Source organism: Bradyrhizobium acaciae, assembly GCF_020889785.1.
Classification (GTDB): Bacteria; Pseudomonadota; Alphaproteobacteria; order Rhizobiales; family Xanthobacteraceae; genus Bradyrhizobium; species Bradyrhizobium acaciae.
This window is the reverse complement of sequence record NZ_JACMYK010000119.1, coordinates 1-21,844: the sequence shown is the minus strand read 5'-3', so window position 1 is coordinate 21,844 and position 21,844 is coordinate 1. Positions and strand designations below refer to the sequence as shown.

Annotated in this window: 20 protein-coding genes, 1 tRNA gene and 1 pseudogene; 9 read left to right on the top strand and 13 right to left on the bottom strand. The window is 65.2% G+C overall.

All coding sequences use genetic code 11. From position 1 onward, the window contains the following. The 11 genes from H8A92_RS31145 to H8A92_RS31095 all read right to left on the bottom strand — a co-directional run. Positions 1-125, bottom strand: a 125-nt coding sequence (locus tag H8A92_RS31145) for a Maf family protein (RefSeq protein ID WP_229199267.1), incomplete at its 3' end; no start/stop codon positions are given. A gap of 201 nt (positions 126-326) precedes the next feature. After that, the gene (locus H8A92_RS31140; RefSeq protein WP_229199265.1) at positions 327-791 is read right to left on the bottom strand and encodes an arsenate-mycothiol transferase ArsC; all 465 of its coding nucleotides are present in this window, start codon (positions 789-791) and stop codon (positions 327-329) included. Positions 792-902: 111 nt separating this feature from the next. After that, complete coding sequence (locus H8A92_RS31135; RefSeq protein ID WP_229199264.1) at positions 903-1,409, bottom strand: UPF0262 family protein; 507 nt, start codon at positions 1,407-1,409, stop codon at positions 903-905. After that, positions 1,406-2,701 (bottom strand): histidinol dehydrogenase, encoded by a 1,296-nt coding sequence (gene hisD, locus H8A92_RS31130; RefSeq protein WP_229199263.1) that lies wholly within the window; start codon positions 2,699-2,701, stop codon positions 1,406-1,408. The genes H8A92_RS31135 and hisD overlap by 4 nt, the downstream gene beginning before the upstream one ends. A 191-nt stretch (positions 2,702-2,892) precedes the next feature. After that, entirely contained in the window at positions 2,893-3,318 is a 426-nt protein-coding gene (locus H8A92_RS31125) for a DUF2948 family protein (RefSeq protein WP_229199262.1), read from the bottom strand. Between the two features lie 85 nt (positions 3,319-3,403). Further along, positions 3,404-4,063 carry a Rossmann-fold NAD(P)-binding domain-containing protein gene (locus H8A92_RS31120; RefSeq protein ID WP_229199261.1) on the bottom strand — a complete coding sequence of 220 codons (660 nt, stop codon included), beginning with the start codon at positions 4,061-4,063 and terminating at the stop codon, positions 3,404-3,406. Positions 4,064-4,417: 354 nt separating this feature from the next. After that, positions 4,418-5,242 carry an alpha/beta fold hydrolase gene (locus H8A92_RS31115; RefSeq protein ID WP_229199260.1) on the bottom strand — a complete coding sequence of 275 codons (825 nt, stop codon included), beginning with the start codon at positions 5,240-5,242 and terminating at the stop codon, positions 4,418-4,420. Positions 5,243-5,383: 141 nt separating this feature from the next. After that, a complete protein-coding gene (locus tag H8A92_RS31110) occupies positions 5,384-5,884 on the bottom strand; it encodes a hypothetical protein (protein ID WP_229199259.1) in 501 nt (166 codons plus the stop codon). Positions 5,885-6,108: 224 nt separating this feature from the next. Then, positions 6,109-6,417: a UBP-type zinc finger domain-containing protein gene (locus H8A92_RS31105; RefSeq protein ID WP_229199258.1), complete on the bottom strand. Its 309-nt coding sequence runs from the start codon at positions 6,415-6,417 to the stop codon at positions 6,109-6,111. 176 nt (positions 6,418-6,593) lie between these two features. Further along, entirely contained in the window at positions 6,594-8,291 is a 1,698-nt protein-coding gene (locus H8A92_RS31100) for an FAD-dependent oxidoreductase (RefSeq protein WP_229199257.1), read from the bottom strand. Between the two features lie 41 nt (positions 8,292-8,332). Then, positions 8,333-8,599 (bottom strand): hypothetical protein, encoded by a 267-nt coding sequence (locus H8A92_RS31095; RefSeq protein WP_338026672.1) that lies wholly within the window; start codon positions 8,597-8,599, stop codon positions 8,333-8,335. A gap of 261 nt (positions 8,600-8,860) precedes the next feature. On the opposite strand from H8A92_RS31095, the gene H8A92_RS31090 reads away from it, so the two are divergent. Then, a tRNA-Thr gene (locus tag H8A92_RS31090) sits at positions 8,861-8,935 on the top strand. Positions 8,936-9,137: 202 nt separating this feature from the next. After that, positions 9,138-10,328 carry a hypothetical protein gene (locus H8A92_RS31085; protein WP_229199256.1) on the top strand — a complete coding sequence of 397 codons (1,191 nt, stop codon included), beginning with the start codon at positions 9,138-9,140 and terminating at the stop codon, positions 10,326-10,328. 192 nt (positions 10,329-10,520) lie between these two features. On the opposite strand, the gene H8A92_RS31080 is transcribed toward H8A92_RS31085, so the two are convergent. Further along, on the bottom strand, positions 10,521-10,661 hold the full coding sequence (locus H8A92_RS31080; RefSeq protein ID WP_229199255.1) for a hypothetical protein: 141 nt from the start codon (positions 10,659-10,661) through the stop codon (positions 10,521-10,523). Between the two features lie 282 nt (positions 10,662-10,943). Here H8A92_RS31080 and H8A92_RS31075 point away from each other — a divergent pair, with 282 nt between their 5' ends. Continuing rightward, entirely contained in the window at positions 10,944-11,762 is an 819-nt protein-coding gene (locus tag H8A92_RS31075) for an FkbM family methyltransferase (protein WP_163160872.1), read from the top strand. A 42-nt stretch (positions 11,763-11,804) separates the two neighbouring features. Here the strand turns inward: H8A92_RS31075 and H8A92_RS40875 are convergent, their stop codons facing one another. Then, positions 11,805-11,930, bottom strand: coding sequence for a hypothetical protein (locus tag H8A92_RS40875; RefSeq protein ID WP_274613517.1), 126 nt, complete (start codon positions 11,928-11,930; stop codon positions 11,805-11,807). A gap of 194 nt (positions 11,931-12,124) precedes the next feature. Here H8A92_RS40875 and H8A92_RS31070 point away from each other — a divergent pair, with 194 nt between their 5' ends. From H8A92_RS31070 to H8A92_RS31045, 6 genes and pseudogenes are all read left to right on the top strand, one after another. Beyond that, positions 12,125-12,445 (top strand): hypothetical protein, encoded by a 321-nt coding sequence (locus H8A92_RS31070; RefSeq protein WP_229199254.1) that lies wholly within the window; start codon positions 12,125-12,127, stop codon positions 12,443-12,445. A gap of 227 nt (positions 12,446-12,672) precedes the next feature. Then, complete coding sequence (locus H8A92_RS31065) at positions 12,673-13,422, top strand: outer membrane protein (RefSeq protein ID WP_229199253.1); 750 nt, start codon at positions 12,673-12,675, stop codon at positions 13,420-13,422. A 240-nt stretch (positions 13,423-13,662) separates the two neighbouring features. Continuing rightward, positions 13,663-15,807 carry a methyl-accepting chemotaxis protein gene (locus H8A92_RS31060; RefSeq protein ID WP_229199252.1) on the top strand — a complete coding sequence of 715 codons (2,145 nt, stop codon included), beginning with the start codon at positions 13,663-13,665 and terminating at the stop codon, positions 15,805-15,807. 132 nt (positions 15,808-15,939) lie between these two features. Beyond that, entirely contained in the window at positions 15,940-17,004 is a 1,065-nt protein-coding gene (locus H8A92_RS31055) for an MBL fold metallo-hydrolase (protein WP_229199251.1), read from the top strand. A 182-nt stretch (positions 17,005-17,186) separates the two neighbouring features. Next, positions 17,187-18,416, top strand: a complete 1,230-nt coding sequence (gene hemA / locus H8A92_RS31050; protein WP_229199250.1) for a 5-aminolevulinate synthase — start codon at positions 17,187-17,189, stop codon at positions 18,414-18,416. 114 nt (positions 18,417-18,530) lie between these two features. After that, positions 18,531-21,844: pseudogene (locus H8A92_RS31045) on the top strand (sensor histidine kinase); the annotation flags it as partial.

Below are 21,844 nucleotides of genomic sequence, written 5' to 3'. Positions count from 1 at the left end.
CCCCGCCGCGGGGTCTCGTCGACATCGGCCGGGCGCAGCGCGTCGGGCTCGATGCCGGCCTGGTTGAGCAGGGCCAGCCGCCGCGGCGAACCGGAAGCAAGAACGAATTTGGGACGGCCTAGCATGCGGGCTTTTGGGCTGAATCGGGGGGACGGACGCGGGCGGAACCTATCGGATGGGGCATGGATGCACAACCTTGGAACCGGCCGCGAATCGCGCTCCCACTTGGAGACAAGGCCCCCATAAGCACAGCTGTTTGTCAGTCTGGCGACAAGCCCCGATTACGCCAGCCGGAACACCACGCGGGTCCCTTACCACATCGGGTCTCACAGGTTCGCCGCGCCGCCCTTGGCAAAGCGGCGGCGGATGCGCATCAGCAGGCCGTCGCAGACCTCACGATAGGCGGCGAGCTTCTGCTCGCGATTGCCGCTGGTGCCGGTCGGGTCATGGGTCGGCCAGTATTCGACGTCGGCGGCAAGCGTCCGGGTCAGGTCCAGCGCCTTGTGGTGCGCCTCCGGCGACAGCGTGATGATGAGATCGAAGTTCAATCCTTCCCAGTCCTCGAGCTCGTCGAAGGTCTGCGGCTTGTGACCGGAAATGTCCTGGCCGAACTCGGCCATGACTGCGACCGCGAACGGATCGAGCTCGCCCTTCTTCACACCGGCGGAACGCACATAGACGCCTTGCGGAAACATCTGCTGCAGCAGGCTTTCGGCCATCGGCGAGCGCACGGCGTTGTGGCCGCATGCGAACAGCACGGCCTGCGGAGTGCGCGCGCGCGGCGCTTCCATGCGATCAGGCTTTTTTCGACCGGGGTACGCCCCCGTCAATCATCGCACCGATCATGCGCCTCTCACTTTTGCGCATGATCTGATCCGAAAACCGGTACCCACTTTTCGGGATCATGCGCCTTCACCCTTCCAGTGCAGCACAGTGATCAGCGTGAACAGCCGCCGCGCGGTCTCGAAATCGACGCGCACCTTGCCCTTGAGCCGTTCCTGCAGCGTGCGCGAGCCCTCGTCATGGATGCCGCGGCGGCCCATGTCGATCGCCTCGATCTTGTCCGGTGTCGCGGTACGGATCGCCTGATAATAGCTGTCGCAGATCATGAAGTAGTCCTTCACGACGCGGCGGAACGGCGTCAGCGACAACAGATGCGCCACGACCGGCGCGCCGTCCTCTTTCCTGATGTCGAACATCAGCCGGTTGCCGGTGATCGCGATGTGCAGGGTGTAGGGTCCCGGCCCGGCTACGCCTTCGGGTGCGAACAGGTTCTGCTCGACCAGGTCGTAGATCGCGATCGCCCGCTCATGCTCGATGTCGGGCCCGGAACGGCCGATCGATTCCTCGTCCAGCGTCACCGCGACGATGCGATTGTTGGAATCCTCGTCGTCTGGTGGCTTGTTCATGAGAGATTGAGGCGCAATCCGACGGAACGTGAATGGGCATCGAGACCCTCGGCCTGACCGAGCGTCATCGCGGCGGGCCCGAGCGCACGAAGCTGATCCGGCCCGCACCTCAGGATCGAGGTTCGCTTCATGAAGTCAAGCACCCCGAGGCCGGAGGAGAACCGCGCCGAGCGCGCGGTCGGCAGCACGTGGTTGGAGCCGCCGACATAGTCGCCGATCGCCTCCGGAGTATGGGCCCCGAGGAAGATCGCCCCGGCATTGCGGACCTTTTTCGACAGGTCCTCGGCGTCCGCGGTCATGATCTCCAGATGCTCGGCCGCGATCGCGTTGGCGAGTTCGACCGCGTCGTCGAGTTTCGCCACCTTAATGATGGCACCAAAATCGTTCCACGAGGTGCGGGCGATCTCGGCGCGCGGCAGCGTCACCAGCTGCGCCTCGACCGCGCGTTCGACATCGGCGGCGAGCCGGGCGCTGTCGGTGATCAGGATCGACTGCGCGCTGACGTCATGCTCGGCCTGCGCCAGCAGATCGGCGGCGATCCAGTCGGCATTGCCGGTGTCGTCGGCGATGACCAGCACCTCGGAAGGGCCGGCGATCATGTCGATGCCGACCTTGCCGAACACCAGCCGCTTGGCCGCGGCGACATAGGCGTTGCCGGGGCCGACGATTTTTGCCACTGGCGCGATCGTTGCCGTGCCGTAGGCCAAAGCGGCCACCGCCTGGGCGCCGCCGACGCGGTAGATTTCCGAGACGCCGCCGAGATGGGCGGCGGCCAGCACCAGCGGGTTGAGCTTGCCGTCGGGCGCCGGCACCACCATCACCACCCGCGGCACGCCGGCAACCCTGGCCGGCACCGCGTTCATCAGCACCGAGGACGGATAGGCCGCGGTGCCGCCCGGCACGTAAAGTCCGACCGCATCGACCGCGCTCCAGCGCCAGCCGAGCTCGACGCCTGCTGCATCGGTGAAGCGCTCGTCCTTCGGCAGCTGACGGCGATGAAACGTCTCGATGCGGTCGCGCGCGAATTTCAGCGCATCGACGGTCTTGGGATCGCAGGCCGCGACCGCGGCGTCGATCTCGGCGGTGGTGATGCGCAGGCCGCCGGCGTCGATGGCGAGCCGGTCGAATTTTTTGGTCGCCTCCAGCAGCGCGGCATCGCCGCGAGCCGCCACGTCGTCGACGATGGCGCGGGTGGCGCGCTCGACGTCGGCCGCCACCTCGCGCTTGGCCGCCAGGAAATCGCGGAAACGCTGGTCGAAATCGGCGCTCTGTCGGTCCAGGCGAACGGGCATGGCGGCTTTCTGAAGAGGACTCTGGGTCCCTGCTCAATGGCGCGGCGGATAATGGCCGTCAACCCTTGGCTCCCGTCGTCCCGGCGAAAGCCGGGACCCATTGCCCCAAATGGCGATTATGGTGGAACGCTGGGCCTGGTCCCGTTCAAACAAACTGCTTTGGTGGTTGGGCTCTCGCCGGGACGACGCAATCAGGGCGCCATCCCGAGGTTGTCAGTCCCGAGATCGGTCAATTCGCATTCCAGGCACTCGACATCGAGCCGCAGCACCGCGCCCCGGCCGAACATCAGGAGCGCGCTGCCGCCCGGCGGGTCGGAAGCATGGAATTCGATCCCGAGCAGTTCCAGGGTGGCCTCCTGGGCCGCCAGGTCGATATTGCGGGACTTGCATGCCAGCACCCGGTCGAACCGAAGCGCGGCGATCAGCCGGCGCGAACAGGTGCCGCCGGACAGGGTCTGCTCCCAGTCCAGCCGGTTCAGGCCGACCACGAGGCGTTTCTCGTGCCGGCGCCAGACGATATCGGCAGGCTGGACGCGGGCGTCCTGCACATGGGCGGAGATGACCGCGAGATCATCGGCATCGAGGGCGATCAGCTTCAGGGGAGCGGGCGAGGACATGACGGTAGTTATAACGCCTTGGCGCCCGGGAGGTACCCACGTCGTCCGAGGAAATCCCGGTCGAGGGAACCGGGCCGGCGCGGCCTCAGAGGCGATTGATATCCTCGCTCTCCAGCACCCGCCTGGGGTGGCCGTCGCGGGCGACCTTGAGCATGGCGCGGCCAAGCTGTTCCGACGTCGTCATGAAGCCCGGGGCGACCCGCACCAGCAACGAGAGCAGCGGCGCGGTCACGATGTAGAGCGCCTGCACCCAGCCGGTCTTGGAGCGGACGCCGTGCAGCGGCTGGATACCGGCGGGCCGGAACATGTAGGCGGCCTTGAACGGCAGCTTGAGCAGGTCGTTCTCGGTCTTGCCCTTCACCCGCGCCCACATCAGCGGGCCCTGCTCGGTGGAATCGGTGCCGCGTCCGGTGACATAGGTGAACACCATGCCGGGATTGAGCCGCGCCAACGTGGTCGCCGCAGCCAGCGTAATGTCGTAGGTGAGATGGCGGTAGCGCGCTTCGTCCATGCCGATCGAGGAGACGCCGAGGCAGAACAAGCAGGCGTCGTAGCCGGCAAGCTGCGGCTCGATCGCGCTGTAATCCGTGAAATTGTCGTGGATCAGCTCGACCAGCTTGGCGTCGCGCTGGCCAGTCGGGCTACGCCCGACCACCAGCACGCGCTCGACGCCGGGATCGAGCAGGCACTCGCGCAACACGCCCTGCCCGACCATGCCGGTCGCGCCGAACAGGATGACCTTCACGTCACGTCCCCTTCTCCGTTCTGACGGGATGCGCTCAGACGACAGATGCCGTGTCGAAAAAGATATATCAGCGCGTGAAGCCCTTGTGAGGTCAGCACGTCGGTCAGGCTCCCTCCCCCCTTGCGGGGGAGGGTTGGGGAGAGGGGTAAGCCCAGGGCGAGATGCGCGACGAAGCAATCGGCATCGCAATCTCGGTTACACAATTGAAGGCGATTCGAGAGAGCACGCCGTGTGGCCACCCCTCTCCCTAACCCTCCCCCGCAAGGGGGGAGGGAACCCGACCGCTGGTGGCTTCCTCACTTGGACTTCAGTGAAGCTGCACCACGCCGTGACACGCAACGCAGGACTCCCGCCTCAGCCCTTGATGAATGCCAGCAGATCCCTGTTGATCGTCTCGGCTTCGGTGGTCGGCATGCCGTGCGGAAAGCCCTTGTAGGTCTTCAGTGTGCCGTTCTTGAGAAGCTTGGCCGACAGCGGACCGGAATCGGCGTAGGGCACGATCTGGTCGTCGTCGCCATGCATCACCAGCACCGGCACGTTGATCTTCTTCAGATCCTCGGTGAAGTCGGTCTGCGAGAAGGCGACGATGCCGTCGTAATGCGCTTTCGCACCACCCATCATGCCTTGCCGCCACCAGTTCTGGATCACCGCTTCCGACGGTTTTGCTCCGGACCGGTTGTAGCCGTAGAACGGCCCGGCCGGCAGGTCGCGGTAGAATTGCGAACGGTTGGCTGCGACCTGCGCCTGCAGGCCGTCGAACACCGACTTCGGCAGGCCGCCGGGATTATTCGGCGTCTGCACCATCAAGGGCGGCACGGCTGCGATGATCGCGGCCTTCGCGACCCGGCTCTCGCCATGCCGCGCAATGTAATGCACCACCTCGCCGCCGCCTGTGGAATGACCGACATGCACGGCATTCTTCAGATCGAGATGCGTGGTGACGGCCGCGAGGTCGTCGGCATAGTGGTCCATGTCATGGCCGTCGGCGACCTGGGCGGAGCGACCATGGCCGCGGCGATCATGGGCGACGACGCGGAAGCCCTGATTGAGGAAGAACAGCATCTGGGCGTCCCAATCGTCCGACGACAGCGGCCAGCCATGGCTGAACACGATCGGTTGGCCCGAACCCCAATCCTTGTAGAATATCTCGACGCCGTCTTTGGTGGTGATGGTGGGCATCTTATTGCTCCTGTTGTTGCTGATTTTGGCCCGCGCATGCGAGGCACGAACGGACCGCGGACGACGGTGTGTCCCTGACACGCCACAGCACATCGCGTTCTATGTCGTGCGTCGTCTCGAAATTATGTCGTCCGCCCCGGATCAGGCGAAATTGACCGGCCTGAACCGGCGCCAGGCGCCGATGATCATCACTGCGAAGAACACCAGCACGATGCCCTGCACCGCCGCAAAGACCGGCCCCGCCGGCGGGTTCGGCGGCACGGCCGGCGCCAGCGCCTGCAATGCGGGGACCTTGAGGAAGCTCTGGATCACCAGCACGAAGACGTTGAGATAGAGCGAGACCATCGCGGTCACGATATAGATCGGGCGCCAGGCGCCCTTGAGCTGCATCGCATACAGCGCGATGCAGGCGATCGCGAGCAGCACCAGCGAGAGGCCGCCGATGATATGCGACGGCAGCAGCTTCTCCGTTACCAGCGGCGGGATCACGAAGCCGGTGGCGTTGGTCAGGATCGTGAGGATGAGGAAGATCGCGGTCAACCCGGGCATCGCGCGCGAGCCGAGCAGGCCGAACATCACGACCACACCGGCAACAATTGCGATCAGGCTGATAATGACGTGCACGAGCACGATCGTCGACATGTGGTGCACTCCCCGTTGAGAACCGGCACCACGTTACGATGCGTATTTGAAAATTGCTACATGGTTCGATGGCAAGATGGCCGACATCTCATCCGAAATTTTCCCGGCGATAACTTTGATTGACCGGTCACCCCCGCGCAAGCTTCGCCTTTGTCGCTGGGATGACGATGATAGTGCGTGCGCCCATCGAATGTAGCGATCTATGCGCGTCGTGAGAACTTGAATCAGTAGTAGCGCGGGATCGGCCCGTTATGCGGCGTCTTGCGCTTCGACAGGTCGAACAGCACCTCGTCGACGTAGCACCAGCCCCAGCCTTCCGGCGGATCGTAGCCCTCGATCACGGGATGGCCGGTGGCATGGAAATGCGCCGTCGCATGCCGGTTCGGCGAGTCGTCGCAGCAGCCGACATGGCCGCAGGTCCGGCAGATCCGCAGATGCAGCCAGCGGCTGCCGCTCTTCAGGCATTCCTCGCAGCCGCGCGCACTCGGCGTGACGTCCTGGATGCCGGCGATATGGGTGCAGCCTTTTGTCATTTGCGACCTCTTTAGATATGCCTCACGCACACTGTTTGGCCCGTCATCCTGAGGTGCGAGCTCTTGCGAGCCTCGAAGGATGCACGGCCGCACTGTGGCCGATTCATCCTTCGAGGCTCGCTCCGCTCGCACCTCAGGATGACGGGGAAACGTTTGTGCGCGCCCATCAATAATCCCTACAACGACGGGCTGCCGTCGTCGGCAAGATAGCCGTGCAGGGCGGCGACGACCTGCGCGCCCTCGCCGATCGCGCCGCCGACGCGCTTGACCGATCCGGAGCGGACGTCGCCGACGGCGAACACGCCGGGCACCGTGGTCTCGAGCAGCGGCACGGCGGGCGCACCCTCGCCGTTCTGCACGCCGGTCATCACGAAGCCGCCGCGGTCGACCTGCACGCCGCAGCCCTCAAGCCAGCCGGTCGCCGGATCGGCGCCGACGAACAAGAAGAGATTGCGGATATCCATGGTGAACTCGTCGGGGGCGAGCCGGCTGCGCCAGCGCACCCGCTCCAGCGTCTCTGCGCCGTCGAGCCCGACCACCTCGGTGTTGAACATCAATTCGATGTTCGGCGTCGCCTCGATGCGCTCGATCAGGTAGCGCGACATGCTGGCGCCAAGCCCGCCGCCGCGGATCATCATGCTGACCTTGCGGGCATGCGCCGACAGGTACACCGCCGCCTGCCCCGCGGAGTTGCCGCCGCCGACCAGCACGACGTCCTGGTTGGCGCAGAGCCGCGCCTCGATCGGCGAGGCCCAGTACCAGACGCCGCGGCCCTCATAGTTCTCGAGCTTGTCGATCGCCGGCCGCCGATAGCGCGCGCCGCTTGCCACCACCACCGACCTGGCGCGCAGCGTGTGCCCGCATCCGGTGGCGAGCGCGAACGCGCCCGACGCCTTCGAGCAGTCGAGCGATTTGATCGAGACCGGGATCAGCATCTCGGCGCCGAATTTCTGCGCCTGGTTGAAGGCGCGCCCGGCGAGCGCCTGGCCGGTGATGCCGGTCGGGAATCCCAGATAGTTCTCGATTCGCATGCTGGCGCCGGCCTGGCCGCCGAAGGCGCGGGAATCGAACACCGCCACCGACAGGCCCTCGGACGCCGCATAGACCGCGGTGGAGAGCCCGGCCGGGCCGCTGCCGACCACCGCGACATCGTAGAGCTTGTCTTGCGCATTGTTGCCGATCATGCCGAGCGCCATCGCAAGCGCGGTCTCGGACGGGTTGCGCAGCACAGTGCCATCAGGACAGACCACCAGCGGCAGTTCGGCGCGCGTCGGCGAATAGCGCGCGACGAGGTCGCCGGCATCCTTGTCGGTCTCGGGATCGAGCACGTGATGCGGCTGGCCGTTGCGCGCCAGGAAGTTCTGCAACGGCGCCATGTTGCCGACCGAGGCTGAGCCGATCAGCACCGGCCCGCCGGCGCCGCCCTGGATCAGGCTGACGCGGCGCAGGATCAGGGCGCGCATGATGCGTTCGCCGAGGTCGGCCTCGGCGACCAGCAGCGCGCGCAGCCGCTCGGGCGGCAGCAGCAGCGTCTCGACGGGGCCCTCGGCATGGCCGTCGACCAGCGCCGGGCGGCCGGAGAGTTGGCCGATCTCGGCGAGGAATTGCCCCGGCCCCTGGTCGATGATCGGGGTGACATGGCCAAGGCCGTCGCGCTGGGTGATCGACACGGTGCCCGACAGCACCACGAACATGCCGGGACCGGGCGTGCCGGTCTCGAACAGCGCCTCGCCGTCCTTGTACGCACGCGGCTCGCCGAAGCGGCGCATCCGCTCGATCTCATGCGCGGTCAGGGTCGGAAAGGTCTGCTCGTGGCGCGGGAAGGCGTACGCGGTTGCGTTCAGCCGATCGATCGTCGTCTCATCCATAGCCATTTTCGGCGACCCGCTTCTCTCTGCAACACACCCGAGCCGCGTTAGCGGCCCGGCTCATTTCCGCCGGCGTCATCCAGCGAGCCGTGATCTAGCGAGACTTGGTCCGGTTCGGAAGCCACATCCTCGCGACCGCGCGCCTGCGATTTCCGCCGCTTCAGGTTTTCGCGCAACGCCAGCTTGAGACGATCCTGTCGTGAATCCTTCACGCGGGCTCCGGCCTGCCCGCCGCCTCTGTCCCGATCGCCCGTCATTGCAAAACTCTCGAACTGCCGTCGCCCTGCGCGGGGGCAAGCATAGCCAATGGCCATCGCCCGCGCACCCTGCCCGGTCGGCCAGTTGCGCACCGGTGGCATGATTCGGCGACTTGCCGGATCAGGAATTTACCGGTGAGTTCGGAACCCAATCAGGCCGAAATCGTCCCGTTTGGACGGAATCACCGCGTGGAACGTTAATTTCTGCCGATTTCACTGGCAGCAGGGGCGCTGTTTCGCTTGCGCGAAAGGGAGGCCTGTGGCAAGAACCGCCCGCTTGGACGGGCCCTTGGGGCCGATTCAATTTTTCCCGGGCATGCTGCCGTAGCTCAGTGGTAGAGCACTCCATTGGTAATGGAGAGGTCGACAGTTCAATCCTGTCTGGCAGCACCAGGATCTTCATCGCGCGGCGCTGAGCCGAATACGAGACATCCCCGCCCCGCCAAATACCGCACCGAAGACCGGTCTCCCTTACGTGCTGATCGCGAAATCTACTTTTGGTTGATTTCCGGCCGAAGCCATACTTCTATGCGCCCGTACTTACTTTCGCGAATTTCAGAACTCGGCGATACGACAGGGAATTGGGGGATTTCACGTGCACATAAAAATTCTGCTGCCGGCGGCTGCTGCGCTGTTGGCCTCCTCGTCCGCGTTCGGCTTTGACTTGGGGGATGTTGAGCGGGCATCGGGCTCGCCGCCAGTGATCAGAGCCTTCGATGGCGCCAAGGACGTTTTCCAGTACGATCTCAAGGTCCGCAATCTCTGCGACAACGCGCAGAGTCTGGACGGCGTGGCGTCGGGCTGGGTCGGACCGAAGCGGACCGGCAACCCATTCCAAGATGGCCTCAATTTTCACGACCGGTCTGTCGCCCTGGCGGCAGTCGTCACCTTCCCGAACGCCAAGAATGACCAGATCAAGCAGGTCAAGGTGCCGATCATCGCGAAGGCCAACTTTGGCGACACTCAAATCCAGAACTGCGAAGGCACGATCATCACCGACGTTCCGGCCAACGCGAGAATAAGGCTGCACTTCGAGTACAAGCAGTCGGACACCATTCGCTTCAATGACCCGACGAAGTTCGTGAACGGTATTGCGACGGTCGGCACCAGCGCCGTCGCGTTGGGCTCCCTGGCCACAGGCACTGGCGGTATTGGATCGGCGATCCTCCCGGTCGTCTCCTACCTGGAGAAAAACACCAACGCCATCACCACCCTCAATAGCGGCGTGAACTCGATCATGGCGTCGTTTGCCGAAACCAAATCACCCGATCCCCGGCAGTACGAGATCCGGTCAACCGCCAGCAGCATCAGCTATAGAAGCCGCAGAACGACCGTCATCTCGATCGACAAGATCGTGCATGATAGCGGGTTGGATGTTGATGGCCAGAACGGCTGGTTGGGGGTGGACAGAGCTTTTTCCGACCGGTACGGCGAGCTTCAGGGCCAATTCAACAATGCCCAGAATGCGGTCGATTCTCCCTGGTCGGCCAATCTGCCCAAGTTCTGCGGCAAGCTCCGAAGCTACGTGGACGGAGCGACCAGAGGCGACCGCTTCGCGTCGGCTGTTGGTATCGGGTTTCACGCCTTCTACAATTCGACCGAGTATGCTGGGAAAACCTGTCTGAACTCCTGGGAAATCTCGGCCCTGAAAGCGCATCATTTTGCTCCGCCGTTCCCCGGTGCCTGGCCGACGAATGCAACACCCGAACCTGCGGTGGCAACACGGTCTGCGCCAAAGATGTCTGGCAAATCCGCCCGGATGGCCAACGCTCTCGCCTCACGCTGACGATCTGAACGCCCCCTGCCGGCACTGATCCAAGCGCCGGCAGGAGTGAGGCTACCGGCGAATTTCAACCGGACCGCGCGGCCCGGGCGGCGAGCTGCCCGGCGATCGCATCGATCGCGACCCGAGTGCGGAGCGGCAGGAACTGCGCCTCCGGCCAGACCAAAGAAATAGCTCAAGCGCAGCGCCATGTGATCAGTCAGGACCAGCACCAGCCGGCCGACAATGCAGCCGATCCCCGACCAGCCGGCGCGGCAGCCAGGCGAAGCCCATCCCGGCCTCGGTCGCATCGGCAATACTCTGGAGGTCGTCGAGCAGCAGCCGCCTGCGCGGCATGATGCCGAGCTCGGTCCCGCCCGCACGCGGGAAACCGGCGCGGCCGCAAGACGCTCGCCGATCGGACCCACGACCAATCCGGCGCGGCTCACTAGCCGCGGTCGGTCCGCATCGCGCGTCTCGCCTTGTCGAACGACACGTCCCTGTCGATAATATCAACGGCCGGTCTCGTCCATTATTTCTGCGGCAACCTACTTTTGCGATCCTTGAAGCCAATCACTGGCCGTACATTTAAATTGCTTCGAGCCGAGGCTCGAGCAGCCTGAACAGGACATCTGCGCCATGTCATTTCCCGCTCGCCCGATCGCGTTCATCCTTGCCGCCTCGAACCACGGCACGATGATCGTCAATCGCAACGATTATAATGTCACGGGTTCCGGGGGCGCTTACGGGGTCGGATACCAGATCCTGAACGGGTCGAGCTTCGACGCCAGCGAAGTCGGCTTCATGCTCGCGCTGCTGAACCGGCGACGGCAATATTTCGGCGATGGCGTGGTCGCGATCGACGGCGGCGCCAATATCGGCGTCCACACGGTCGAATGGGCGCGGCACATGCACGGCTGGGGGCGCGTGCTCAGCTTCGAAGCGCAGGAGATCGTCTACTACGCTCTGGCCGGCAACATCGTCATCAACAATTGCCTCAACGCGCGCGCCAAACTCGCCGCCCTCGGTGAGCACGACGGCGAATTGATCGTTCCGCAGCCGGATTACTTCGCGCACGCCAGCTTCGGCAGCCTCGAACTGCGCGAGCGCAGCAATACAGAGAGCATCGGGCAGCGCATTTCGTACGATCCGTCAAGCGGGGCCACCGTGCCGATGGTGCGCATCGATTCGCTCGGCCTCGACCGCGCCGACCTGTTCAAGCTCGACGTCGAAGGCATGGAACTGGACGTGCTGCGCGGAGCCCGGCAAACGCTGCAGGATCGGCGGCCGATCCTGCTGATCGAGGTGATCAAGTCCGACCAGGCCGCGATCCGGGGATTGCTCGACGCGTTGGGATACCGGTATTTTCCGGCCGGACTCAATCTCATCGCGCTCCACGCGGAAGATCCGGTCCTGCAGCACATGAGCCACAGCGATGGCGTGACAAGGCTCAGTTGATCGGGCCGAGAACGGCGGATCTTGGTTATCGGCCTGCACGGCTCAGCGCATGATCAGCACGCCCGCTCCGCCGATCATCAGCACGACGTAGAACGCGAACACACTGCCGACCCATTTCCAATCGATCTGTCCGTGTTCGGGGCTGAGGCTTTCGATGATGCCGTGCATGATGATTTCCTTAAGGGCGTTTTCGCGCGAAGCGGGTACCGGCTCGCGTGAAGAAAGCGCGTCAATCCGGAGCCCCGTTCCGGTTCAATCGGAACGGAAAAGGCTTGAGAAGTCTCATGCGCGGCGTATAGCCCGCACCCCGAGCACACCATATGACTCACTTCACACTTTGCTATCGCGGAGCTAACCCAAGCGTGACCGGCCCGGAATTGAAGAAATTGCGCGAACATCTCGGCGAGGCCCTCGGCCGGAAGCTGACGGTGGCTGATATGGCGAAGCTGTGCGGGCTGACGGCTGACGGCGGCGCCGAAAAACTCCGCAAGTGGGAGGTCACCGGCCCGACCCCGAAGGTCGCCGGCCTGCTGCGCATCCTGGCGATGGCGAGCGAGCACTATCCGATCCTGGAGAAGTTCGACGTGTTCGATCGCCACGACGTTCCGGTCAAGGAACGCGCCGCGCGCCGCCAGGCGTTCCGCGAACAGATCCGCGACGACGTACGCAAGCGACTGGCTTAGGACGGCCTTGTCGACAGGCCTCGCGGGTCCGCACGCGTCGCGTTAAGCCTTCCTTCATTCCGGCTTAAGCGTCCGTTAGGCACAACAAAACGTTTCGCCGCAAAGGGTGCGACTTAACGCTCCAAGTCGTCTTCCGGTGACAGCATTTTATTCAAATGCGGGCTAACCCGTCGGCGATGGATGGCGCCATTCACGCTGCGCCTCATGACTTGTCCGGAGACTGCCCCATGAAGAAGTTCCTGCTCGCAACCGCAGCCGCAGCCGTTGCCGTCGCGGCCTTTGGCGCGACCGCCCAGGCCGCCGACCTCGGCTCCCGCGGCTATTATCAGAAGACGCCCGCGCCTGTTTACGCCGCTCCGCTCTACAACTGGACCGGCTTTTATCTCGGCGGTCATCTCGGCGGCGTGTTCTCGGGCAGCAACAACACGTTCAACGGCCTCGCGCTGACCGACTCCAGCGCCCGCTTCATGGGTGGCGTGCAGGGCGGCTACGACTGGCAGCTGTCGCCGATGTGGGTGATCGGCCTCGAAGGCCAGTATTCCTGGGTCGGCAACCACCAGCTCAACGCGATCTTCCCGGGCGGTTACGCCTACAACAACAACCAGCGCGGCATCGCCTCGATCACCGGCCGCGTCGGCTACACCTGGGGCCCCGGCCTTATCTATGTGAAGGGCGGTTACGCCTATTCCGACAACAATGAGACGGTGACGCTCGGCGGCGTGCCGGCGGGCTTCGCGCTCAGCGACAACCACAGCAACGGCTGGACCATCGGCGGCGGCGCCGAATACATGTTCGCGCCGAACTGGTCGGCCAAGGTCGAGTATCAGTACTATGACTTCGGCGACAGCCGCTTCACCGCGCCGGGCGCGCTGGCGCAGTATGGCAGCTTCCACAATGACGAGCACACCGTGAAGGCGGGCCTCAACTACCGCTTCAACCTCGGCAACCTCGGCGGCCCCGCTTACGGCCGCTACTGAGATTGCGCATACAACCAGGCGTAGAAAAGGCCGGCTCGCGCCGGCCTTTTTGCGTCCGATCGCGTGCATCGATTCCGCACAGCGAACCAGGACGGCGCCGGCGCGCGTCAGCCCCGAAAAATCCCGCAGATCGTCGCAATTTTCTCGATTTTGTTAACCGGCCGCACCGATACTCCCGCGCCGGGGAAACATCCAAGAGTAGTAGTGGCCAGGGGTAGTGGGCCAAGGGGGCACGGGGCAATGGCGTTTCGGTTCAAGCTCGGCAAACCAGATCTCAAGCATATCCACCTGCCGCAGATGGGCGTCAGGGGCAGCCTGTTCGCGGCATTCGCCGTAATCGCCGGCATGGCGCTGGTGATCAGCGCAGGCGCCGGCATCGTGCTGCATCAGCTCGGCGGCACCATGAGCGATCTCTCCGGCCGCGACATTCCGCGGCTCGCCGCGAGCCTGCAACTCTCCGCGCAGAGCGCCTCGCTCGCAGCCCAGGGTCCCGGCCTGCTCGCCGTGCAGAGCGAGGATGCGCTGAACGACCGCACCAAGAAGGTGCAGGAGGTCGCGAAGCAAACCAACGCCAAGCTCGGCGAGATCATCGAGCTCGGCGCCGACAAATCGGTCGTCAGCGCGCTGCAGGAGAACGTCAAGAACACCGACGAGGCGACCAAGAGCCTGATCTCGGCGGCGCATGAGCGGCTCGACGTCGGCGCGCTGCGCGACAAGCAGTACGATGCGCTGCGCAAGGCGCAGGGCTCCTTCGCCTCCGCCGCCGGTCCGGCGATGCTCGATGCGCAGACCCGGCTCAACGCCATCCTCGCCGCGGCCGACGTCTCGGCGGACGATGCGACCGAGGCCGCCCGGACCGTCGGCCAGATCAGCAACGTGCTGTCCGTCGGCAATCTGATGGCCGCCGACATGACCGCGGCGCTGTCGGCCAATTCCAGCGAGACGCTCGATGCGATCGAGGCGGAGTTCAAGAAGGGCCGCGAGCGCATCAAGTCGAACCTCGACGACCTGCCGAACAATCCGGCGATTGTCGCCGTGCGCGACACCGCGCAGAAGCTCCTGACGCTTGGCGAAGGCAAGACCGGCGTGTTCAAGGTCCGCCAGAAGGAACTCGACTCGATCGATTACGGCCAGACCATCCTGGAAGAGACGCGCAAGCTCAATGTCGGGCTCGGCATCAGCGTCCAGCAGCTGGTCGACGCCGTGCAGAAGGAGACCGACGCGTCGACCTTCCAGGCCCGGCAGCAGATCTCGCTTGCAACGACGATCATGATCGGCCTCGGCGCGCTGACGCTGGTCGGCTCGTTCCTGTTCGTCTGGCTCTATGTTGGGCGCAACATCCTGCGCCGCATCCGCGGCCTGCAGCGCTCGATGCAGCTGTTGTCCGACGGCGACCTCGACACCGAGATCCCGCAGAGCCGCCAGCGCGACGAGATCGCGGTCATGGCCGACGCGCTGCAGGTGTTCCGCGAGAGCATGATCGAGAGCCGCGAGCTCACCGACAACCAGAACAAGGACCGCTCCGCCAAGGCGGAGCGCGCCTCGCGCATGGAAACGCAGATCGCAGCGTTCGAGTCCAACGTCCGGAGCGCGCTCGGCAGCCTGCAGACCGCGGCCAACTCGATGCAGTCGACCGCGCAGAGCATGTCGGCGACCGCCGACCAGTCGAGCGCATTGGTCAACGCGGTGGCCTCCGCCGCCGAGGAAACCTCGGTCAACGTGCAGACGGTGTCGGCCGGCACCGAGGAGCTGTCGTCGTCGATCTCGGAGATCGGCCGCCAGGTCGTCACCTCGGCGGAGATCGCCCGCAAGGCGGTGGAGGAAGCCAGCGCCACCGACACCACCATGCAAGGGCTCGCCGACAACGCCGCGCGCATCAGCGTCGTGGTCGATCTGATCCAGACCATCGCCTCGCAGACCAATCTGCTCGCGCTCAACGCCACCATCGAGGCGGCGCGCGCCGGCGAGGCCGGCCGCGGCTTTGCCGTCGTCGCCTCCGAGGTGAAGAATCTCGCCAGCCAGACCGCGAAGGCAACCGAGGAGATCCGCCAGCAGATCGTCAGCATGCAGGAGGTGACCACCACGGCCGTCTCCGCGATCCGCAACATCTCGAGCACGATCGGCGAGATCAACGACGTCACCACCGCAATTGCGGCTGCCGTCGAGGAGCAAGGCGCGGCCACCCGCGAGATCGCCCGCAACATCCAGCACGCGGCGGGCGGCACCAGCGAGGTGTCGAGCAACATCGTCGGCGTCTCCACCGCCTCCGCCGAGGCCGGCGCCGCCGCCGGCGAGGTGCTGAGCGCCTCCGACGCGCTGCGCCGCGAGGCCGACGTGCTGCGCTCCGAGATCGACGGCTTCCTGTCGAACATCCGCGCCGCCTAGCAACGCCTCTGTGCGCCCCGTAGCCCGGTTTGATCCGGGCTACGGAATTCAGGTGGTTCTCCGCCCCATTCTCCGGACGGCTATCTGATTTTTCGGCTGGCGCGGCGGGCCGTGTCCCGCTAAGCCGGTAGCATGCATACGAAGACCGACAGCCTTCCCTCCTCCGCGGAGGCACTGCGATACCCCTGGGAGAATCATCCCGGCCACGACCAGGTGGTGGAGGTGGCCCCCGGCGTGCTGTGGGCGCGGCTGAAGCTGCCGTTCCGCCTCAACCATGTGAACATCTACCTGCTCGCCGACGGCGACGGCTGGACCATGGTGGATGCCGGGTTCGGCAATGAGGAATCGATCGCGGCCTGGACCACGCTGTTCGAGGGACCGCTGAAGCACGTCAAGGTCAAGCGGCTGATCGTGACGCACTCGCATCCCGATCATGTCGGTCTCGCCGGCTGGATCACCGAGCGGTTCGACTGCCCGCTGTTCATGTCGCAGGTGGAATATCTGCAATCGGTCTATCACCAGAACCGCGGCACCGAGGAACGGCGCAACGCGCAGCGGCTGTTCTTCCGCCGCCACGGCATGGACGAGGACCTGACCGAGAAGCTGCTCGGCCGCGGCCAGGATTATCTGAAGCGCGTCTCGGTGCTCCCGCCGTCCTATCACCGCCTCACCCATGGCGACGAGGTCGTGATCGGCACGCGGCGCTTCAAGGTGATCACCGGCGGCGGACACGCGCTCGACCAGGTGATGCTGTATTGCGCCGCCGACAAGCTGTTCCTGTCCGCCGACCAGGTGCTGAGCAAGATCTCGCCCAATGTCAGCGTCTGGGCGGTCGAGCCCGAGCAGAACTCGCTCGGCGAATATCTCGCGTCGCTGGCGAGCCTCACCACCACTTTGCCCTATGACGTGATGGTGCTGCCGGGCCACGGCGTGCCGTTCTACGGGCTGAAGACCCGGATCAAGCAGCTCGCCGATCACCACGAGGAGCGCTGCCGGCTGATCGCCGAGGCCTGCCGCGAAGTGCCGCAGACCTCGAAGGAACTGGTGCCGGTGGTGTTCCACAAGCACGTGCTGGACGAGCACCAGATGGGCTTTGCGGCCGGCGAGCTGGTCGCCCATGTCAATTACATGCTTGTCGAGGGCCGCCTGACGGCCGAGATGCACGACGACGGCATGCTGCGCTTCAGGACGACCTGAGTCCCGGCCGAGCCGTAATACCCCGGGTTATTTGACCGAAATCAAGCCGGATAGACGGCCGCTAGGGCAATTTGCCCAACTGCGACGCATGCCCGGATGTGGGTCGATGCATGGACATTAGAGCTGGAAAAGCTCTAAGAAGAACATCTATTCCGGTCCGGTTCCGCTTTCTGGGTTTGCCGATGAATTACAGCCAGTTTTTCCAAACCGCCCTCAATCGCCTGCATGACGAGCGGCGCTACCGGGTGTTCGCCGACCTCGAGCGGATCGCGGGACGCTTCCCGCACGCGACCTGGCATTCGCCGAAAGGCAGCCGCAACGTCGTGATCTGGTGCTCCAACGACTATCTCGGCATGGGCCAGCACCCCAAGGTGGTCGGCGCCATGGTCGAGACCGCGACCCGGGTCGGCACCGGCGCCGGCGGCACCCGCAACATCGCGGGCACCCATCATCCGCTGGTGCAGCTCGAGGCGGAGCTCGCCGACCTGCACGGCAAGGAAGCCTCGCTGCTGTTCACCTCGGGCTACGTCTCGAACCAGACCGGCATCTCGACGCTTGCCAAGCTCATTCCGAACTGCCTGATCCTGTCGGACGCGCTGAACCACAATTCGATGATCGAAGGCGTGCGCCAGGCCGGCTGCGACCGCCAGATATTCCGCCACAACGACGTCGCGCATCTCGAAGAGCTCCTGATCGCCGCCGGTCCCGACCGGCCGAAGCTGATCGTCTGCGAGAGCCTCTATTCGATGGACGGCGACGTCGCGCCGCTCGGCAAGATCTGCGATCTCGCCGAGAAATACGGCGCCATGACCTATGTCGACGAGGTGCATGCGGTCGGCATGTACGGCCCGCGCGGCGGCGGCATTGCCGAGCGCGACGGCGTGATGCACCGGATCGACGTGCTCGAGGGCACGCTCGCGAAAGCATTCGGCTGCCTCGGCGGCTACATCGCCGGCCGCACCGAGATCATCGACGCCGTGCGCTCCTATGCGCCGGGCTTCATCTTCACGACCGCGCTGCCGCCGGCGATCTGCTCGGCCGCGACGGCTGCGATCCGCCACCTCAAGACCTCGAGCTGGGAGCGCGAGCGCCACCAGGACCGCGCCGCCCGCACCAAGGCGATCCTGACCGCGGCCGGCCTGCCCGTGATGTCGAGCGACACCCATATCGTGCCGCTATTCGTCGGCGATCCCGAGAAGTGCAAGCGCGCCTCCGACCTGCTGCTCGAGGACCACGGCATCTACATCCAGCCGATCAACTATCCGACCGTCGCCAAGGGCACCGAGCGGCTGCGCATCACCCCCTCGCCCTACCATGACGACGGCCTGATCGACGCACTGGCCGAGGCCCTGCTCCAGGTCTGGGACCGGCTCGGCCTGCCCCTGCACCAGAAGTCGCTGGCCGCCGAGTAACCCTATCCGTTTCCGAGCCCGAATTCGGGCCGGTCGTGCGATGCACGGCCGGCCCTTTGCGTTATAATCCTGACACCCGGCCCTCCCAGCGGCCGGGACAGGAGATGAGCAGCGATGCTGCACGACTGGGGCGTTATCGCCACGGCGTTCGCCTACATCGGATTGTTGTTCTTCATTGCCAGCCGCGGCGACCGGATGTCGGCGGGCGAGCGCGGCCGTGCCAGCCAGTGGATCTATCCGCTGTCGCTGGCGATCTACTGCACCTCCTGGACCTTCTTCGGCTCGGTCGGCTTCGCCACCCGGACCAGCATCGACTTCCTGGCGATCTATGTCGGCCCGATCATGATGATCGGGCTATGCACGCCGCTGCTCCGCCGGGTGATCGCGCTCACGAAGTCGCAGAACATCACCTCGATCGCCGACTTCATCGCCGCCCGCTACGGCAAGAGCCAGGCGGTTGCGGCGACGGTTGCGCTGATCGCGATCATCGGCTCGGTGCCCTACATCGCGCTGCAGCTCAAGGCGATGGCCTCGTCGCTGGAGACCATCCTGAGCGAGGATCAGGCGTTCTCGAAAATTCCCGTTTTCGGCGACATCGCACTGATGGTGACGCTGGCGATGGCGGTGTTCGCGGTGCTGTTCGGTACCCGCCATACCGACGCGACCGAGCACCAGCACGGCCTGATCCTGGCGATCGCAGCCGAGTCCATCGTCAAGCTGGTCGCCTTCATCGCCGCCGGCGCCTTCGTCACCTTCTGGATGTTCTCCCCGGTCGAACTCTATGAGCGCGCCCTGAAGACGCCGGAAGCGGTGCGCGCGATCGAATATGTGCCGTCGATCGGCAATTTCCTGACCATGACGCTGCTGTCGTTCTGCGCGATCATGCTGCTGCCGCGCCAGTTCCATGTCAGCGTGGTGGAGAACTCGACCCCCGCCGAGGTCACAAGGGCGCGCTGGCTGTTCCCGCTCTACCTCGTCGCGATCAATATCTTCGTGATTCCGATCGCGATCGCGGGCCTCGTCATCTTCCCGTTCGGCGCGGTCGATGCCGACATGTTCGTGCTGGCGCTGCCGATCGAGGGCAATTCGCAATTGCTCAGCCTCGCGGTTTTCGTCGGCGGCCTGTCGGCGGCTACCGCGATGGTGATCGTCGAATGCGTCGCGCTCTCGATCATGGTCTCCAACGACATCGTGCTGCCGCTGGTGCTGCCGCGCAGCGACGACGCCCGCGTCGGCCAGAAGGATTTCGGCGATTTTCTGCTGAAGGCGCGCCGCTTCTCGATCTTCGCCATCATGGTGCTGGCGTATTTCTACTATCGCGCACTCGGCAACACCCAGCTCGTCGCGATCGGCCTGTTGTCCTTTGCCGCGATCACGCAGCTGGCGCCGGCCTTCTTCGGCGGCCTGTTATGGCGCCGGGCCACCGCACGGGGCGCCATGGCTGGCATGCTGGTCGGCTTCGCGATGTGGCTCTACACGCTGTTCATCCCGAGCTTCCTGGAAAACTCCACCGGCGGCCTGATGCTGCTGCAACACGGGCCGTTCGGGATCGAAGCGCTGCGGCCGCAGGCGCTGTTCGGCGCCGACCTGCCGCCGCTGCTCCATGGCGTGCTGTGGAGCCTTGCGCTCAACATCCTCTGCTATGTCCTGTTCTCGCTGGCGCGCGCGCCATCCTCGATCGAGCTGTTGCAGGCCGATGTGTTCGTGCCCAATGCGCTGGCCCCGATCGCGCCGAGCTTCCGGCGCTGGCGCACCACGGTGACGGTGCAGGACATCCAGAGCACGGTAACACAATATCTCGGCCCCGACCGCACCCGCGAGGCCTTCGCCGCGTTCGCCGCCGACCGCAACATCGTGCTGCAGACATCCGCGCCCGCCGACTTCGAGTTGCTGCAGCACGCCGAGCGGCTGATCGCCTCCTCGATCGGGGCGGCGTCCTCGCGCCTCGTGATGTCGCTCTTGCTGCAACGACGGACGGTGTCGGCCAAGGCCGCACTGAAGCTGCTCGATGACTCCCACGCCGCGCTGCATTTCAACCGCGAGATCCTGCAGACCGCGCTCAATCACGTGCGCCAGGGCATAGCGGTGTTCGACGCCGATTTGCAGCTGATCTGCTCCAACCGCCAGTTCTCCGAATTGCTGGCGCTGCCGCCGCACCTGGTGCAGCTCGGTATCCCGCTGCCGGAGATCCTCGAATTCATGGGCGCGATCAGCCCGCCGGCGGCCGGCGACGGCGACAGCCTGCTGCAACTGCGCCTGCGCGCCTACACCACCGAGGGCGAGCCCTACCTGGAACGCTTCACCGACCGTCATCTGGTGATCGAGGTGCGCGCCAACCGCATGCCCGGCGGCGGGCTCGTCATCACCTTCTCCGACGTCACGCCGAGCTTCGAGGCCGCGGAGGCGCTGGAGCGCGCCAACGCGACGCTGGAAAAGCGGGTGCGCGACCGCACCGAGGAGCTGACGCGGCTGAATTCGGAGCTCGCGCTCGCCAAGGGCATCGCGGAAGACGCCAACGCCTCCAAGACGCGCTTCCTGGCGGCCGCCAGCCACGACATCCTGCAACCGCTCAACGCGGCGCGCCTCTATGTCACGAGCCTGGTCGAGCGCCAGAACGGCGGTGAGGATTCACGGCTGGTCGAGAACATCGACGACTCACTCGAGGCGATCGAGGACATCCTGGGCGCGCTGCTCGATATCTCGAGGCTCGATGCCGGCGCCATGACACCGGCGATCACGAGCTTTCGGATGGCCGACCTGATGCGCTCGCTGGAGATCGAGTTCATGCCGATCGCCCGCGACAAGGGCCTCGATCTGCGCTTCGTGGCCTGCTCGCTGCCGGTCGAATCCGACCGCTCGCTGCTGCGCCGGCTGCTGCAGAACTTCATCTCCAACGCGATCAAATATACCCCGCGCGGCCGCGTGCTGATCGGCTGCCGCCGCCGCGGCGAGACGCTGCAGATCAGCATCTTCGATACCGGTGTCGGCATCCCCGTGCAGAAGCGCGGCGAGATCTTCAAGGAATTCCACCGCCTCGAGCAGGGCGCCCGGATCGCTCGCGGCCTCGGGCTCGGCCTGTCGATCGTCGAGCGGCTGGCGCGCGTGCTCAACCACCGCATCGCGATCTCGGCCAACGTGAGCGGCGGCTCGGCGTTCTCGGTCACCGTGCCGGTCGCGACCGCCGTCAACCATACCGCGGCCGTCACCACGGCCACGCCGCTGTCGAAGACGCCGATGAGCGGCTCCCTGATCGTCTGTATCGAAAACGATCCCGCCATTCTCGACGGCATGAAGACGCTGCTGACGGCGTGGGACGCCGAGGTGATCGCGGTGCTCGACGCCGACGGCGCGATCAGCGCGATCGAGGCCGCCGGCGCCGCGTCACCGGCGTGCTGGTCGATTACCACCTCGATCGCGGCAACGGCGTC